This window comes from Lutibacter profundi, from assembly GCF_001543325.1.
Lineage (GTDB): Bacteria > Bacteroidota > Bacteroidia > Flavobacteriales > Flavobacteriaceae > Lutibacter > Lutibacter profundi.
The window spans coordinates 435,918-452,062 of sequence record NZ_CP013355.1 but is presented as its reverse complement, the minus strand read 5'-3'; the positions used below and the strand labels follow the sequence as shown (position 1 = coordinate 452,062).

Below are 16,145 nucleotides of genomic sequence, written 5' to 3'. Positions count from 1 at the left end.
ATGGTACCAATTAAAGATGCTATAAGTAGTGGCGCGTGGTTGCACTGTGAATATCTATATTCCGATAAATTATATAAATTTCGTCTTAAAATTAATTCATTTAGAAAAATAAGTATTTCTGAAATAGATAACCCTGAGAAAATAGAGAATTTTGATATTAATTCTATTTTATGGTTAATGAATATGGAAGTTATTAACCTTACTAAGGTACCTATTGAACCTTATTGGGGACCAAGACATCTCATTTTAATTGATCAGGATGATTTTAATTTTCATGTTTTTGAAGATGATTATTTGATAAGGAAATCAAATTTTAGTGATACTTCAGGTACAAATAGATTTTGTTATCCGGACCTAGTACCAAAAATTAAGGCTGTAGGTTCAATAATTTTTAAATTACCAGATGATGATGAAGCTGAATATTCTATATCTTCGCAATATAATGGGTCTGTTCAAGAAATCTAATTTTAAAAATTATATTATTGGAAAAAGACAAAATTAAATTATTAACCACTAAACTTTATACAGAGAAGTATGAACTAGTCACTAGTTTTGATTTTAAAGATATTTCACATATTAGACATAAAAAAAACCGAGATATAAAAGAGGAGCTAAATCCAAAATATATTTATAAATACTTTAACAATGAGAAACATAACCTAGAATCATTAGCAAAAAACTACTTTTATCTATCACACCCAAAAGATTTCAATGACCCATTTGATTGCCTTAATAATTTGCCATATTCTAAACTTAGTTCAGATGTAAATAGCATGGGTGTTTGTTGCTTCAGTCAAATAAGAAATATTTCACCAATGTGGGGAAATTACGCTAATAATTATAAAGGTTTCTGTTTAAAAATTGACACTGAAAAATTAAAAAATAAAAATAGAAATATTTTCTTTTCAAAAGTGATATATGAGAAGAATATCCAAAATCTGATCAACTTTGAAAGTTTGAATAAAATAAAAGATGAATTAAAGAAATCTAATGATTTTAGTGATAAAGATAAAAGACATATTCTTGAAGTAGTCAAGTTTTTTTATAGAACTTCAATTAAATATAAAAATTGGAGTTATGAAAAAGAATATAGATTTATATCGCCTAGTATAATTAATAATGAGAGAAACTTAAAATTTAATATAAATTGTATTGAAGAAATATACATAGGTTATAAAATGAAATTGGAAAAACCTGAATTTTACAGAAAACTAACTAATATTTTGAAAGGTAAATATAAACACGTGAAAATTTTTATTGTTAAACCAGATACTGTAGATTTAAAATTGAATTTTCTTCCAATTAAACAATAAAATTACCTTAAAATAATATTTACAGTGTTTCTTAAATTGATTAATTTCTTTTTTTAACGGCCTCATAAAACTTTGGCTAAAACAATAGGCGAGTGAGCGTACATATTTTAGGGGTTTAGTAATGCTGTTTCTTAAGAGTTATTATTATACAAGGGATTTCAAAATAATGTTAACCAGTTCCAATGTTTCCTAAAATATAGCGATTGAGGCGTTAATTGTTTCCAAAATTATATGCAGCCTTGAATTTTTGTTTCTTTTGTTTCAAGACAAAAGATAATGAAAAATAAAAAAAATATAAATTGAAATACAAATCTAACAAGTGTATAGAAATTTTAAGCAAGGAAAATGCGGTTGGAAAATTTTATACTCTTGTGGAAAGCTTACGAGAAGCTCGTGAAAAAAATTACAACGAAGATTTCCTCGAATATGAGAATTTCAATAACATCTAAAAGTTAGCTTTTATTTTGGCGTTGGCAAGCGGCTGGAAATTGTGGTTTAAAAATAATTGCATTAGCAATTTTGTTTTAAATAAACAATCGAGCGTTTGGCAGTGGCAACTGCGAAGCACATCACGAATACCTAATAAATAAAATAGAAATTAGATGAGTAATTTAACATAATGGCAAATTATAGCTACAAATGGTTTACTAAATTACTGTACACTGAGAATCGTGTATTTGAAATTTTCTTAACCCAAGTACAGAATATCGTATAGAAACGAAAGGCTTCTGGGATATTTAACATAATATTCAATTATAACTATCAAATAGAAATGTGAACTTCAAAGCCGTAATTTCTTTTAACATAATAAGCCGGAGGCTGTCTAAAAAGTGTCATTCTGAATGTAAATGAAGAATCTCCTTGAAATTAAACATTTATATATCAAGATGTTGAGATTTTTCACTTTGTTCAAAATGACAAGTATAATTGCTTTTCAGACAGCCTCCTCTTATTATGTATAAATAGCCTGAAATACGTCTATACAGAAATTACTATGTTTGTATTATAATGTTCTGCGTTATGTTACTTTGCTTGGGCAAAAAGCTTTATACAACAAAAATCTTCTTTGATTTTTTCTTTCTAAAAGTTTCTTTAAAAATATAATGGAACACTCTTTTTACGAAGCGACGATAGGAGAGTAGTGGAATGTGTGTGGAATGGTTAATTATATAAATATCTAAAAATAACCTAAAGTATTTTTTACTTCATCTTTATGTTTTCTACCTATTGGAATTGTAATTCCTTTTAAATTTAATTTACTAGGAGAAAAAGAATCAATAAAATCAAGATTAATAATATAAGATCTATGAACTCGTAAGAATTTTTCTTTTGGCAGAGATTCTTGTATAGATGTGATACTTTTATGAGTAATAATTTCTCTTTCGGTTGTTTTTACTCTTATATAATTTTTAAGGCTTTCGATAAAAACAATGTCTTTTATAAAAATTTTTTGAAGTGACTTTTCAACTTTTAAATAAATAAATTTATCTCCACTCAGATATTCTAATTGTTTATTTTCGAGTTCAATGGTTCTTTGATTTGTCTTTTTCCAATTTTTAAAAAACACATATCCAAATGGAATAATTGCAGCAATGTTAATGTCTAAAAGAGTATTCATAACTTCTGTAATAGCAAAGAAATTACCACTCTTAAAATCTTGTAAATATGTTGGCTGAATAATATAAAAATACAACACTCTCTGAATAAAAAGTGTAACAATAATTAATAAAAATAGGTAAAATAAAAGAAACTTTCCATATTCCTTTTGAAGTAAAAAATTAGGGAACAAAAAATATAATGTCACATATACCAAGATTAATCTAGAAGGAAGACTAAACACTTGAATCATAAAGTTTCTAAAATAGTCGTTGTCATAAGTTCCCCAAATCAGTGTAAAAAAGCATATAAATATAAACCAGTATAGTATGTGCTTAACTATTTGATTTGTAATTATTTTTTTGCCTAAAATAGGAGACTTCATTATTGTGAAAATTATTTTACAAAAATGTAAAATATAATTTAAATAACCACTAATTAAATACATACAACTAGTAATTTTATATAAAAACAAGTTCGCTAGTATAATTTATTTTTTAATGTCATTACATTAATACTCACTTCAATTCAACTTAAGAAGTCGTTTAGTATAAGCAAAAGGTTATCTATATAATTGGTTTGTTTCACAACATTTCTGTTAGTAATATTGACATATTATAATTTAAAAATTCACCAAAATGAGTATTGTATTTAGAACTCCAATTATTTGCGTATTACTATTTTTTTTAACTCAATTTATAAATGCTCAAAACATTACATTAAATAGAGTAGAACCACCAAATTGGTGGATTGGAATGGAAAACACCAAGTTGCAACTTTTAGTTTATGGAGAAAATATTAGCGAAACAAAACCGATTATTACTTATGATGGGGTTACGATAAATAGTGTGACAAAATTAGAAAGCAACAATTATTTATTTATAGACTTGACAATTTTAAATAACACAAAAGAAGGTGTGTTTGACATTATTTTCACTTCTAATAATGGAAAAGAATTAGTTTATAAGTATGATTTAAAATCAAAAAAAGAAAGAAATAATAGTAATCAAACTGTTAATGCTTCAGATGTCATATATCTTATCACACCAGATCGTTTTTCTAACGGAGATCCTACAAATGATTCTACTGACGATACACTTGAAAAAATTGATCGTTCTAATAAAGATGGAAGACATGGTGGAGATATAAAAGGAATAATTAATCATTTAGATTATATTCAAAATTTAGGTATAACGACTTTATGGCTAAATCCATTTTTAGAAAATGACCAACCAAAATACTCATATCATGGTTACGGAATTTCAGACTTCTACAAAACAGATAGTCGCTTTGGAGGGAATAAAGATTTTAAAGATTTGGTAGATTTATCTCATCAAAAAGGGATGAAAATAATTATGGATCAAGTATTTAATCATTGTGGCTCTGGTCATTGGTGGATGAATGATTTACCATCTGAAAATTGGTTAAATCAATGGGAAACATTTACTCGAAGTAACTTTACCAATATTGCTGCATCTGATCCTCATGTTTCAAAAAGTGATTATAATCTATTTACAAGAGGTTGGTTTGATACTAACTTACCAGATTTAAATTTGGATAATTTATTTTTAGCAACTTATTTAATTCAAAATTCTATTTGGTGGATTGAATATTCTAATTTAGACGGGATTAGAATGGACACATACCCTTATCCTGATAAAAAAGTAATGGCAAAATGGATACAAACAATTAAAACGGAATTCCCAAATTTTTACATTGTTGCAGAAACTTGGGAAGCAAAAGCATCCTCATTATCATATTGGAATAATGGAGGTGTAAATAATGACGGGTATAATTCTTATGTAAATAGTGTATGCGATTACCCTCTATATTATTCAATGCTTAAAGCATTCGGAGAAGAAAACAATATCTATAAAATTTACGAAACATTGGCAGAAGATTTTTTGTATGGTGACGCATTTAATAATAAGATTTTTAATGGAAACCACGATGTTGGTCGATTGTTTACACTGTTAAATGAAGATGTTGACAAACTAAAATTAAGTATGGCATTTATTTTAACAACAAGAGGGATTCCTCAATTGTATTATGGAGATGAGTTGTTATTTGATGGTGATAAACCTGATGGGCAATTACGAAAAGATTTTCCAGGAGGTTGGAAATCTGACAAAAGAAATGCCTTTACTAAAAAGGGAAGAACGATTCAAGAAAATGATACTTACAATTATATAAGTACGATTTTACATTGGAGAAAAAATGCAAAAGAAATTCATACTGGAAAATTGAAACATTTTCAACCTATAGAAAATATTTATGTGTATTTTAGATATACAGTTACTGAAAGTACCATGGTTATCATCAATAACAGCAAAAATGATATTAATAAATATAGTTTAGAGCGTTATAAGGAATCTTTAGTTGGGTATACTTCAGGAATGGACATTATAACAAACACTAAACTTTCTTCCTTAAAAACTGTCAATTTAAAAGCCAATAAAGCGTTAATTATTAAACTAAGCAACTAATGAAAAGTATATTTATTTCGGGAGGAGCATCTTATAATTCAGTCATTGCTTTAGATGAATTCCCACAAGTAATTCCACAAACCATTCATCATTGTCACTTTAACGAAACTATTGGAAATACAGGTGCAGGAAAAACATTAACACTTTCAAAATTAGGTTTTAAAACTATATTCCATTCGTTAATTGGTAATGATATATACGGTGAAAAAGTTCGATCATTTTTACAAGAACCAAACCTACACTTTATTTCTGACGTTGACCTTAATGGAACAGAAAGACATCTAAATATTATGAATAGTAGAGGAGAACGTATCTCTATTTTTATAAATCCAAGTACTGATGAACCAAAAATAGATTATCAAAAATTTCAAAAATATATAACTAATGCTGATTATGTCGTGATTAACATTTCAAATTATTCTAGAAATCTATTGCCAATTTGTAAACAATTGAATAAAGAAATTTGGACAGACTTACACGATTATGATGGGAAAAATAGTTACCATCAAGATTTTATTGATGCGTCTGATTATATTTTTTTAAGCTCAGATAATTTACCCGATTATAAGCCATTCATGATACAACAAGTCACAAAGGGTAAGAAATTAGTAGTTTGCACTCACGGAAAAGGTGGTGCAACTGCTTATACACACAAGGGTGAATGGGTAGAAGTCCCCATTATTAATAATTACGTAATGAAAAACACAAATGGAGCTGGAGATGCTTTCTTTTCTGGATTTCTCTATGGGTTTTCAAAAGGATATGACACAAAGAAATGCATGCAATTTGGAACCATCAGTGCAGGTTTATGTATTGAATCGGAACTTATAGCAAATATAAATTTGAGTGAAACTCTTATTGAAAAAGAGTATCAGGCTTATTTTTAAATAAGCAGGACATACTATTAATACTATAATATAGATTTTTAATGCTCAACTATTTGCTTCATTATTGGTATCACCATTTCCCAGCCTTTTAAAGATTCTTCGTATCTTTTTTTTCCTTGTGTTACTGTAGCAAAGTTACCTTGAGTTAATCGTAATAGTGTTTTATTATTTATTTCTATCAACTCGTAAGTTAGGTTGAGATAATTTTCGGGAATATCCTCAATTTCCATGTTTGGATCAAACATTGTGAAAGTTACTTTATCTCCTTTTTTACATTCAATTATTTCTCCTTTTACATAAATAACTTCTTTCCCTTCTTCGGTATAGCCTTTCCAAAGAATAGTATTACCGACTTCCCAATTAGACAATACTTCACATCCAAACATATATTGTTTAGTTATTGATGGGTTTGTTAGCAATTCCCAAACTTTTGCTTTGTTTACGTTGAATATAACTTCTTTTTCTATTTTCATAATTGTATTAGAGTTTTTTGATTTACATCCTAATATTAGTGATAAGATTATCATTGATGAGAACAATTGGATATTATACATTTTTTCGTGTGAAATAAAAAACAAAAAAGATGGTGGAGGCACGCATGAACTGACTAAATTATTAGACAAAATCTCTGAAGATATTGATTCAGGTAAGTATAAAGATAAAATAATAATTGGTATTTATGATAATGATTCTTCAGGTTATCAAGAGTTTAACGGGCTTAAAGAAAGTGAATATCAGATATTTAAGCAAGGGGTTGTAAAAAAGCATAAAACGAAAAATATTTATGCTATTATAATACCTATACCTACAGGTATGGAAATTTATAATCAAAGGAAACAAGAATTTAAATTCTTTGAAATTGAGCACTATTTTCCAGTGAGTTTTTTAGAAGAAAATAATATGTTGACCGAATTAGATATTAATGGTATATTTGAAATAACAGGTAATAAAGCTGATTTTGCAGATAAAATTAAGGTTTTAAATGAACCGGAAATTTTCAAAATATTTGAGAATTTGTTTTTTGTTATAGATGAGATTAATAATGAATCTATAAATTATTTTTAAAAACGGCCTCATAAAACTTTGGCTAAAACAATAGGCGAGTAAGCCGTAATTGTTTCCAAAGTTATATGCAGCCTTGATTTTTTTGTTTTCCAGCGCTCCAACTCGCTCAAAATTTCAAAGATTCTTAATCTTTAAAATTTATGCCGTATCAAGGAAAAAAGATAAGCATAATGAAAGAAAGTTCTTTTAGAAACGAAATTTAAGCAAGTGTTTAGAAATTTTTATTTTACTCACAGCATTATTTATTTTAAAAATTTACAATAGTGTTCGTGAATCTCCTAATAAGTCGATTTCAAAAATTTTAAACTGTTGCACCAACTTAACGAGAACAACCTGAAAACTTTTTAAACGAGAATATTCAGTAATATTCAAAACAAAATTATGAAACTAAAAGGATTGCTTTTTTTGGCGTTGGCAAGCGGCTGCAAATTGTGTGTAAAATAAATTGAGTTAACAATTTGGTTTTAAAAAACAATAAAGTGGTTGGCAGCGGCAACTGCGAAGCACATCACGAATACCTAATAAATAAAATAGAAATTAGATGAGTAATTTAACATAATGGCAAATTATAGCTACAAATGGTTTACTAAATTACTGTACACTGAGAATCGTGTATTTGAAATTTTCTTAACCCAAGTACTGAATATCGTATAGAAATAGAATGTTCCTGGGATATTTAACATAATATGCAATTATAGCTATCAAATAGAAATGTGAACTTCAAAGCCGTAATTTCTTTTAACATAATAAGCCGGAGGCTGTCTAAAAAGTGTCATTCTGAATGTAAATGAAGAATCTCCTTGAAATTAAACATTTATATATCAAGATGTTGAGATTTTTCACTTTGTTCAAAATGACAAGTATAATTGCTTTTCAGACAGCCTCCTCTTATTATGTATAAATAGCCTGAAATACGTCTATACAGAAATTACTATGTTTGTATTATAATTTATATTATGTTAAATAGGGTATTCTAAACCCCTAACTTTAAAAATACTAGCAATTAAAATGTAAAATTAAATCCAAGTAAATAATTACTACCCTTGCCACTACTAAAAGTTAATTCCATATGTTTTTTTTGATACGATGTAGTAAATAAATAAGTGCTTCCAATACCAATAAAAGCTCCACCAACTACATCCAATAAATCATGTTTATTAGATTTTATTCTAGAATACGCTGTAAGGCTAGCTAAAATATAAGCAGGAATTCCATATTGAAACCCATATCTTCTTTGCAAATAAGAAGCACTTTGAAAAGTTATTGAAGTATGCCCTGAAGGAAAAGAATTAAAATCACTTCCATCGGGTCTTTTTTTAACAATCGCTAATTTAAGTATTGTTGTTGTAGCAAAATTAATAGCAAATCCTTTATAAAACTGTTTTCTGCCAATTTTATCGTTGTTAATTATTGTGGCTGCAAATGCACTTAAAGGTAATACAACCAAAAGAGCATCACCAGCTGATTTAAAATTAGTATTTTGTGAACTTACATTTGTAAAAGTTAAGCAGGTAAAAAGTATTACATACATTTTTACAATACATTTTCTTTGAAAATCTATTGCGGTCATAAACTTCATAATAACTAAAACATTTTAGGTCGCATAAATGTACTTATTTTTATTTAGGTTTTAGTTAAAAAACCATTGCCCTATCCATTTCAACACATATATTTGTACTATGCAGCTAGAAATTATTTTTGAAGATAAATTTATTATAATTGTAAATAAACCCAATAACATTTTAGTTCATAACTCTTATTACGCTCGTAATATTAAAGATGCTACTTTGTTAGAAATTCTAAAACAACAAATGGGTATTACTCTTTATCCTGTTCACCGTTTAGATAGAAAAACTTCAGGAACTTTAATTTTGGCTAAACAACAAGAAAATGTTGCTATTTTCCAAAAACTCTTTAATTCTAATCAAATAGAAAAGGTATACATAGCAATTGTAAGAGGCTTTGTAACTAAATCTAGAATTATTGACTCTCCTGTTAAAAATCCTGATACTCAATCTTACAAGGAAGCAACAACTTTTTTGGAACCTATTTTTACAAAATCAATAGAAATTCCGGTTCATCCTTATGAAGTTTCAAGATATAGTTTGGTAAAACTTACACCTTCTACTGGTAGAATGCATCAGCTTCGAATTCACATGAACAAAATAAGTAACCCTATTATTGGAGATTCTAAATATGGAGATAGATTTCATAATAGAATGTTTGAACAGAAATTTAACTGTTGCAATTTATTTTTACATGCTTATTTAATAAGTTTTATACACCCTATTTCTGACAAAAAAATAACCGTAAAAGCCCAATTTTCTTCTGATTGGCTATCTGTTTTTAAAATATTTCATTGGGATTATTTGAAAACATAAAAATCGTTTTCAAACTTTAGTTCTGAATACTTCATACTTCAAAATTTTGTATAAACAACAGTCAAAATGTAGAATCAATTTTACCCCAAATCAAAAAATTCAATATCTTTAACTGTCCAAATAATAAATATCCCCAAGCTATTTCACCAGCCACCTCGTTAATGGCCAATAAATAGCATATTTATTGTTTATTTACTCTACAAAATTTGAAAGAACTAAAATTTGAAAACGATTAAAGTATTTGTATTTACACACCTATTTTGCTAACAATTTTTGTTGTTTTTCTTTTTTCATTATAAGTAATATAAGTTCAAATACTTGTTCTTTAATATATTTAAAATTTTCAATATAATTTTTCACTTCTTTTTTTAAAAGCTCATGTTTTTCTCTAATGGTATCTTCTTTTTTTAAATAAACTTTTTCAATTAATAATGCTAAATTAATATTGTGTTCTTTAATTGAATTAATTAATTCATCTCCTAATTTTTTTTCGTGATTGATACCATTTAAAAATAATTTTGCTTTTGTAAAATTATTGGAATCACACAAACCAATAATATGTTCTGCTAGTAACTCTTTGAGAAAATTTTGCTCAACTTTAATAAATTTAATTTCAGAAATCCATTGTTTTGATTTACTATGCAAATAATCTATACTGTGTTTAAATGTAGCCACTTTTTGTTTTGGAATTACTTGTTTCATTTTAGTTGTTTTTAAATTGATTAAGAGTCCGAGAAATAATTACATATCTCTCGGGCTCAAAAAAAGAAGATTAGCTTATTTCTATCACTTTTTTGTGTTCTTCACTTTTTAAAATCTCCAATTTCTCTAAATGAACCCTTAGAACACCATTGTCATATTTAGCCTTAATCTTCTTACTAAAATCTATACTCTTTGGTAATGTAAAAGATCTTTTAAAAGAGTTAAAATAAAACTCTTGTCGAGAGTATTCTTCATCTTTATCTTCTACACTATTTTTGTTTTCCGCTGCTATTGTTAAAATATCATCGGTAATGGTTACTTCAAAATCTTTTTTTGAAAAACCAGGTGCTGCAACTTCAATTTCGAAGTCGTTTTTGTTTTCCTTAACATTAATTGCTGGTACCCAATTATCTTCTAAAATCAAATCTTCATTTAAAAGCCTATCTGTATCTAAAATATCAGGTAGCATTTGATCAAATAAAGGAAAACGTCTGTTAAATTTAATAAGTGACATGATAAACTATATTTTAAAAATTAAACCTCCATCTTTTTATTACACACTACAAGTTAGTTTATAAATGCTAAAATGGCAATGATAGCCATCATTGTAAAAAATGATTGTTATCAATTTAAATATTGATTTACTGTATTTTAAGTAGCTTTTTTTTATTGATAAGCTTAATACTTTTGGGTTCTATTTCAATCAGTTTTTCCACTTTAAAATCATGTAAAGTCCTTATTAAAGTTTCCTTAGCAATTCCTATTGATTTAGCCAAATTACTGCGTGAAATAGTGATTTTATTTTCAGAATTTACAAAATTGGTAGTTGCTAATTTGAGTAAAGTAATCGCTGTTTTTTTTCGAACGCTACCATAAGCTAAAAGTATTAATTGCTCTTTTACATCAATTAAATTACTAGCTAATAAATCTATAAATTCATATATAATAGAAGGATTATTTTTTGTGATTTCAATTATTTCATTTTTAGTGATTTTATACAATTGAGTAGTTGTAATTGCTTTAGAATTTTCAAAATGAGCCAAACCTTTTATAAATGAAGAATAGCCAAAATATTGATTTTTTGTAAAATACCCCGTAACAAATTCTTTACCTTCATTGTTAATTTTGTACGTTTTTACTTCTCCTTTTTTTATAAAAAAAACGTGATTACTTAAATTTCCTTTGCAATAAATTGACGCTCCTTTTTCATAATTATATATTTTTTTTGCTCTAAAAACTGAATCATATTTTGAATATGCTGCTCATGTTTTTCGTGGGGTTCAACATGTTCAATTTCAGTAATTAGGCCTTCATTCTTATTTTTAAATGCCTCTGCCCTTTTTAACCTGCTTTCAATTACTCTCAATAACTCAGATTCTTCAAAAGGTTTTCTTAAAAAATCATCAGCCCCTAACTCCATTCCTTTGCGCAAATCAGTATAAGTCGTTTTTTTTGTAGTTAAAAAAACAAAGGGAATACTTATTAAATGAGGTATTTTAGATATTATTTGCAAAACTCCAAACCCGTCTAATTCAGGCATTGAAATATCACATATCAATATATCTGGTAAAAAAGATTTTGCCAATTGTACTCCTAAAAATCCGTTTTCGGCTGTTTTAACCCTGTAATTTGCAAGTTCTAATATTTTGGATGTAGTTTCCCTAATATTTTTATCATCTTCAATCAATAGTGCCTTTTTCTTCATGGCTATTAATTTTAATAAATGAACTTATAAATACTCAAATTTAATAAATACATTTAAATAAAGTATTATTTAAAATAACTCTTGAGATGAAAGTTATTACTTAAATAAGTAATAATTAATGATAAAAATCAGATATGAAATTTATTTTACTAATAATTTAGCAATTCAACAATGTTAGCATACAAACGATTTTTAGGTAAAAACATATCTTCCAAGTTTTTAGCAAATGGTATTGGGGTTTCTAAACTCCCCACACGTTTAATTGGAGCATCTAAATATTTAAAGCAATTTTCAGTAATTAAAGCTGAAATATCCGAAGCAATTCCTCCAAAAAGGGTGTCTTCTTGTAAAATTAATGCCTTACCTGTTTTCTTTACAGATTTATAAATCGTTTCTGTATCAAGTGGTTGTAAAGTTCTTAAATCTATTATATCTGCTGAAATTTGATGTTTTTTCACTTCGTTTAAAGCCCAATGCACTCCAGCGCCATAGGTTATAATACTTATATCATTTCCTTCGTTCAAAAGAGTAGCTTTCCCTAAAGGAATGGTGTAATAACTATCTGGAACTTCTTGGTAAACAGACCTATACAGTGCTTTATGTTCAAAAAACAGTACGGGGTTTTCATCTTCTATTGAAGTTGCTAACAATCCTTTAGCATCATAAGGGAATGCAGGATAAACAACCTTTAAGCCAGGGGTTTTGGTAAACCAAGCTTCATTTGTTTGACTGTGGAAAGGGCCTGCTCCTACTCCAGCACCACAAGGCATACGTAAAACAATATCCGAATTTTGATTCCAGCGATAGTGTGATTTGGCTAATAAATTAATAATGGGATTGAATCCTGAGGTTACAAAATCAGAAAATTGTAATTCAACAACAGATTTAATTCCGCAAATCGAAAGTCCGTAAGCAGCCTCAATAATACTTGATTCACAAATTGGTGTATTTCTAACTCTATTTGCTCCAAATTTTTCTAAAAACCCTTCAGTAATTTTAAAAACACCTCCATATTCAGCAATATCTTGCCCCATTATTACCATATCCCCAAAGCGTTCCATACTTTGTTTTAGTCCTTGTGAAATAGCATCAATAAAACGAATATTTGTAGTTTCTAGTTGTGGTTTTATTTCTACATAATTCGTTTTCTTATAAACATCTGCTAATTCCTTTTCAACTGTAGATGAAGTTTCTTTTTCATCAAAAGCAATTTTTAAATGTTCATTAAGTTCTTTTGTAAATTTATCTTTAATTTGCAGTTCGTTTTCTATAGTTAAAATCATTTCCTTTTTTAAAAAAGCAACAAAATTTTCTACAGGATCTTTTAAAGACCATTCATTCAATAATTCTTGAGGAACGTATTTTGTACCACTAGCTTCTTCATGCCCACGCATTCTAAATGTTTTAAACTCTAAAAGTACAGGTCTTGGTTTTTTTCTAACATCTTCAGCAATTTCTTTTACTTTGGAATAAACTTCTAAAATATTATTTCCATTTATAATATGACTCTCCATTCCATATCCTATCCCTTTATCTGCAATGTTTTCACATTTAAACTGTTGACTTGAAGGCGTTGAAAGACCATATCCATTATTTTCTACACAAAACAATACTGGTAAATCCCAAACGGCAGCTACATTTAAAGCTTCATGAAAATCTCCTTCGCTTGTACCTCCATCTCCTGAAAAAACAACAGCAATACCAGCTTCGTTTTTAAGAATATTTGCTAAAGCTATACCATTGGCAACACCTAATTGCGGACCTAAATGAGAAATCATACCAATAATTTTATGTGCTAACACACCAAAATGAAAAGATCTGTCTCTACCTTTCGTATATCCCTTTTTTTTACCTTGCCATTGTGAGAAAAGTTTATGCAATGGAACATCTCTAGATGTTAACACACCTAAATTTCGATGCATTGGTAATATATAATCTTGCTCATTTAGTGCTGTTGTAACACCAACCGATATGGCTTCTTGTCCAATTCCTGAAAACCATTTTGAAATTTTACCCTGACGTAATAAAATGAGCATTTTTTCCTCAATTAAACGAGGTTTTAAAAGTGCTTTGTATAGGTCTAACAATTCAACATCACTAAAATGCTTTCGATTGTAAATAATTGGCGTTGGAATAGTATTGTCTGTTCTCATTAAATATAAAATAAATTTAAATGTACACTATTGTTCTAAAACAAAATATACCTTATCAAAAAAAAATGATAAGGTATATTTTAAAGTTAATTCTATAAATATTACAACTCTCCAAATATAGAGTGCATTAAACGTTTTTTATCGTTGATACTTTCTTCTAAAGAAATCATAGTTTCAGTTCTTGAAACACCATCTATATCGTCCATTTCAAAAATTATTTCCTTTGCATGAGTTGTATCTCTCGCTCTTATTTTACAAAAAATATTGTATTTACCAGCAGTAATATAGGCTATTGTTACATTTGGTATTTTCTTTAAGTCTCTAATAACTTGTTTTGTTTTTGAAGTTCTGTCTAAATAAATACCAACATGTGAAATAAATGAATAACCCATTTTTTCATAATTTAATGTTAGTGTTGAACCTTTAATAATTCCTTCATCTTCCATTTTTTTCACCCTAACATGGATGGTTCCTGCAGATACAACTAATTTTTTAGCAATATCCGTAAAAGGAGTTCTGGCATTTTCAATTAAAATATCTAAAATTTGATGATCAATTTCGTCTAGAATAAATTTCTTCATAATCTGTTTATGTTAAAAAAAAATATATTTATTCAGCAAATTTATTAAAAAAAAACGATAAAACGACAAATTATTTACGAATTTGACAATTTTAAATCCTTTAATTTTAAATTTTCTTTATTTACATAGTTATAAGTGTAGTAATTTGTTAAATCTCCTGTTTTTTCAATATGCTTGTACCGTATTAACTTGTTATTTTCTACTTTAAACCTGTATTGAATACCTATATCTTTCGTGTGTTCAATGTTATTCTCTTTAATTGTGACATTTTTATAAATGATATCAAGAAACTTCTTTTCATTATTTGGAATATTGAAATAAGGTTTATAATTAATGTAATTTTTAGAGGTTGCTATATAAAACAATCCTTTTAATAATGCATAAAAATTGAATTTTCTGGTAATATCTCTTTCGTAATCATTTTTAAAATGCCCTGCTTCAATTAAGATTGTATTGTGTCCTAATTTTTGAAAATTATCTCCGGTAGCAGTTGGATAGAATTCATCGGTGTATCTACCAATATGATTCGGAATTATTTGCTGTAGAAAGCTATTCATGGCAACAATAACACTCATAGTTTGCTTTCTGCCGGTTGTTAACGTCCTTTGAATGTCTTCTGAAGGTGCTAGGAAAGAAATAGTTGCCGGGTTTTGAGATCCTTTAACATTAAAAATAGAACGCTGGTCATGTAAATTAAAACAAAATTTAGGGTTCAAATTTTCTAACGTACTTCTTAATAACCTACTTTCAATCGCCTTTTGAGCTACAGCATCTCTATTCAAATCTATTTTAATGGCGTTTTCTCGAGTAAATTGAATGGCGCCATCTGGATTTAATAAAACTATAAATTCAAGCGTACAATTAGAAAGGATTAATTCGGTTATTTTTTTAATTTCAACAGAATCATCTTCAAAAAAATGAAACAAATCAAATAAAGCCTTAGTTCCTGTACTTTCATTTCCATGCATTTGAGACCAAGTAAGAATCTTCACTTTACCAGTGCCAACGCTTATTTTATAAATTGGGATATTATTTTCTGAATAGCCTAAAATTTCTTTTTTAAATTTTGAGGATAAACTTAAGATTAAAGGATCAATATCTACAAACAAAATTCTTCTACCTTTTAATCTTTTTTCAAAATTTAAATTATACCAACGTTCTAACTTATTTACACTCATAAAATCCATGTTACAAATGTAAATAATCAAATGTTTACAATTGTATACAAGATTACCTATTCAAAAATATACAATTGTAAACATTTTACTTGCTTTTA

General features: G+C 27.6%; 16 protein-coding genes. 6 read left to right on the top strand and 10 right to left on the bottom strand.

Annotated features, from left to right (window positions below):
* Both Lupro_RS02040 and Lupro_RS02035 read left to right on the top strand, forming a co-directional pair.
* Nucleotides 1–465 (top strand): hypothetical protein, encoded by a 465-nt coding sequence (locus Lupro_RS02040; protein WP_068205823.1) that lies wholly within the window; start codon nucleotides 1–3, stop codon nucleotides 463–465.
* Nucleotides 466–482: 17 nt separating this feature from the next.
* Nucleotides 483–1,313 carry a DUF2971 domain-containing protein gene (locus Lupro_RS02035; RefSeq protein ID WP_068205821.1) on the top strand — a complete coding sequence of 277 codons (831 nt, stop codon included), beginning with the start codon at nucleotides 483–485 and terminating at the stop codon, nucleotides 1,311–1,313.
* A 1,177-nt stretch (nucleotides 1,314–2,490) separates the two neighbouring features.
* Here the strand turns inward: Lupro_RS02035 and Lupro_RS02030 are convergent.
* Nucleotides 2,491–3,117, bottom strand: a complete 627-nt coding sequence (locus Lupro_RS02030) for a LytR/AlgR family response regulator transcription factor (protein ID WP_158499543.1) — start codon at nucleotides 3,115–3,117, stop codon at nucleotides 2,491–2,493.
* Nucleotides 3,118–3,547: 430 nt separating this feature from the next.
* Here Lupro_RS02030 and Lupro_RS02025 point away from each other — a divergent pair, with 430 nt between their 5' ends.
* A complete protein-coding gene (locus tag Lupro_RS02025) occupies nucleotides 3,548–5,395 on the top strand; it encodes a glycoside hydrolase family 13 protein (RefSeq protein WP_068205817.1) in 1,848 nt (615 codons plus the stop codon).
* The gene (locus tag Lupro_RS02020) at nucleotides 5,395–6,282 is read left to right on the top strand and encodes a carbohydrate kinase family protein (protein ID WP_068205815.1); all 888 of its coding nucleotides are present in this window, start codon (nucleotides 5,395–5,397) and stop codon (nucleotides 6,280–6,282) included. The genes Lupro_RS02025 and Lupro_RS02020 overlap by 1 nt, the downstream gene beginning before the upstream one ends.
* Nucleotides 6,283–6,320: 38 nt before the next feature.
* Here the strand turns inward: Lupro_RS02020 and Lupro_RS02015 are convergent, their stop codons facing one another.
* A complete protein-coding gene (locus tag Lupro_RS02015) occupies nucleotides 6,321–6,755 on the bottom strand; it encodes an SRPBCC domain-containing protein (protein WP_068205813.1) in 435 nt (144 codons plus the stop codon).
* On the opposite strand from Lupro_RS02015, the gene Lupro_RS13495 reads away from it, so the two are divergent.
* Nucleotides 6,727–7,347, top strand: a complete 621-nt coding sequence (locus Lupro_RS13495) for a hypothetical protein (RefSeq protein ID WP_068205812.1) — start codon at nucleotides 6,727–6,729, stop codon at nucleotides 7,345–7,347. The genes Lupro_RS02015 and Lupro_RS13495 overlap by 29 nt on opposite strands.
* A 1,003-nt stretch (nucleotides 7,348–8,350) precedes the next feature.
* On the opposite strand, the gene Lupro_RS02005 is transcribed toward Lupro_RS13495, so the two are convergent.
* Nucleotides 8,351–8,926: a phosphatase PAP2 family protein gene (locus tag Lupro_RS02005; protein WP_227807465.1), complete on the bottom strand. Its 576-nt coding sequence runs from the start codon at nucleotides 8,924–8,926 to the stop codon at nucleotides 8,351–8,353.
* 100 nt (nucleotides 8,927–9,026) lie between these two features.
* Here Lupro_RS02005 and Lupro_RS02000 point away from each other — a divergent pair, with 100 nt between their 5' ends.
* Nucleotides 9,027–9,728, top strand: coding sequence for a pseudouridine synthase (locus Lupro_RS02000; protein WP_068205811.1), 702 nt, complete (start codon nucleotides 9,027–9,029; stop codon nucleotides 9,726–9,728).
* Between the two features lie 255 nt (nucleotides 9,729–9,983).
* Here Lupro_RS02000 and Lupro_RS01995 read toward each other — a convergent pair whose 3' ends face one another.
* From Lupro_RS01995 to Lupro_RS01965, 7 genes are all read right to left on the bottom strand, one after another.
* Nucleotides 9,984–10,430 carry a hypothetical protein gene (locus tag Lupro_RS01995; protein WP_068205810.1) on the bottom strand — a complete coding sequence of 149 codons (447 nt, stop codon included), beginning with the start codon at nucleotides 10,428–10,430 and terminating at the stop codon, nucleotides 9,984–9,986.
* A 70-nt stretch (nucleotides 10,431–10,500) separates the two neighbouring features.
* Complete coding sequence (locus Lupro_RS01990; protein ID WP_068205809.1) at nucleotides 10,501–10,944, bottom strand: Hsp20/alpha crystallin family protein; 444 nt, start codon at nucleotides 10,942–10,944, stop codon at nucleotides 10,501–10,503.
* Between the two features lie 127 nt (nucleotides 10,945–11,071).
* A complete protein-coding gene (locus tag Lupro_RS13625; RefSeq protein ID WP_237049958.1) occupies nucleotides 11,072–11,584 on the bottom strand; it encodes a Crp/Fnr family transcriptional regulator in 513 nt (170 codons plus the stop codon).
* Nucleotides 11,585–11,601: 17 nt separating this feature from the next.
* The gene (locus tag Lupro_RS01980; protein WP_068205807.1) at nucleotides 11,602–12,135 is read right to left on the bottom strand and encodes a response regulator transcription factor; all 534 of its coding nucleotides are present in this window, start codon (nucleotides 12,133–12,135) and stop codon (nucleotides 11,602–11,604) included.
* 149 nt (nucleotides 12,136–12,284) lie between these two features.
* Entirely contained in the window at nucleotides 12,285–14,288 is a 2,004-nt protein-coding gene (locus tag Lupro_RS01975; RefSeq protein ID WP_082703837.1) for an alpha-ketoacid dehydrogenase subunit alpha/beta, read from the bottom strand.
* A 101-nt stretch (nucleotides 14,289–14,389) separates the two neighbouring features.
* Nucleotides 14,390–14,869 carry an Lrp/AsnC family transcriptional regulator gene (locus Lupro_RS01970; RefSeq protein ID WP_068205806.1) on the bottom strand — a complete coding sequence of 160 codons (480 nt, stop codon included), beginning with the start codon at nucleotides 14,867–14,869 and terminating at the stop codon, nucleotides 14,390–14,392.
* Nucleotides 14,870–14,943: 74 nt separating this feature from the next.
* A complete protein-coding gene (locus Lupro_RS01965) occupies nucleotides 14,944–16,047 on the bottom strand; it encodes a M14 family zinc carboxypeptidase (protein ID WP_227807464.1) in 1,104 nt (367 codons plus the stop codon).
* Between the last annotated feature and the right edge of the window lie 98 nt (nucleotides 16,048–16,145).

Excerpts from the sequence above, each read along its gene's own strand:
- Lupro_RS01980 (WP_068205807.1), bottom strand. The coding sequence starts at position 12,135 with ATGAAGAAAAAGGCACTATTGATTGAAGATGATAAAAATATTAGGGAA.
- Lupro_RS02040 (WP_068205823.1), top strand. The coding sequence starts at position 1 with ATGGTACCAATTAAAGATGCTATAAGTAGTGGCGCGTGGTTGCACTGT.
- Lupro_RS02005 (WP_227807465.1), bottom strand. The coding sequence starts at position 8,926 with ATGAAGTTTATGACCGCAATAGATTTTCAAAGAAAATGTATTGTAAAA.
- Lupro_RS01965 (WP_227807464.1), bottom strand. The coding sequence starts at position 16,047 with ATGAGTGTAAATAAGTTAGAACGTTGGTATAATTTAAATTTTGAAAAA.
- Lupro_RS01970 (WP_068205806.1), bottom strand. The coding sequence starts at position 14,869 with ATGAAGAAATTTATTCTAGACGAAATTGATCATCAAATTTTAGATATT.
- Lupro_RS01990 (WP_068205809.1), bottom strand. The coding sequence starts at position 10,944 with ATGTCACTTATTAAATTTAACAGACGTTTTCCTTTATTTGATCAAATG.
- Lupro_RS02000 (WP_068205811.1), top strand. The coding sequence starts at position 9,027 with ATGCAGCTAGAAATTATTTTTGAAGATAAATTTATTATAATTGTAAAT.
- Lupro_RS01975 (WP_082703837.1), bottom strand. The coding sequence starts at position 14,288 with ATGAGAACAGACAATACTATTCCAACGCCAATTATTTACAATCGAAAG.
- Lupro_RS02020 (WP_068205815.1), top strand. The coding sequence starts at position 5,395 with ATGAAAAGTATATTTATTTCGGGAGGAGCATCTTATAATTCAGTCATT.
- Lupro_RS01995 (WP_068205810.1), bottom strand. The coding sequence starts at position 10,430 with ATGAAACAAGTAATTCCAAAACAAAAAGTGGCTACATTTAAACACAGT.
- Lupro_RS02015 (WP_068205813.1), bottom strand. The coding sequence starts at position 6,755 with ATGAAAATAGAAAAAGAAGTTATATTCAACGTAAACAAAGCAAAAGTT.
- Lupro_RS02025 (WP_068205817.1), top strand. The coding sequence starts at position 3,548 with ATGAGTATTGTATTTAGAACTCCAATTATTTGCGTATTACTATTTTTT.